The sequence below is a fragment of the Cupriavidus sp. 05N39 genome, from assembly GCF_056397325.1.
In genome coordinates this window covers 1-378 of record NZ_JBFTNE010000386.1, presented here as the reverse complement: position 1 = coordinate 378, position 378 = coordinate 1, and the positions used below count along the sequence as shown (strand labels likewise).

Annotated in this window: 1 protein-coding gene; it reads left to right on the top strand. The window is 66.9% G+C overall.

What is annotated here, in order from left to right; genetic code table 11:
* Positions 1–89: 89 nt before the first annotated feature.
* Positions 90–378: helix-turn-helix domain-containing protein (locus AC1DN0_RS41825; protein ID WP_477146717.1), on the top strand; the 289-nt coding region annotated here is incomplete at its 3' end.

Genomic DNA, 378 nt, shown 5'->3' with positions numbered 1-378 from the left:
CCTAGTATGCGAGTGATTCGTCGCATTTCCAGAATACGGCCGATCCCCGATCCGCACTATTCGCATTCCCTGGCACGGGTCCCCGCCGCATGAACGACCGCGCAACCCCGCAGATTTCCTCAAGAAAACGCCCGCGCCAGAGCCGCTCCAACGCGCTGGTGGCGGTGATCCTGGAGGCGGCTGCTCAGGTTCTGGCCCAGCAGGGCGCCGCCCGTTTCACCACCGCACGGGTGGCCGAGCGTGCCGGGGTCAGCATCGGCTCGCTGTACCAGTACTTCCCGAACAAGGCCGCGATCCTGTTCCGCCTGCAGACCGAGGAGTGGGCGCAGACCGGCGATGTGCTCAGGCGCGTGCTGGAGGATGCCGCCACGCCGCCAC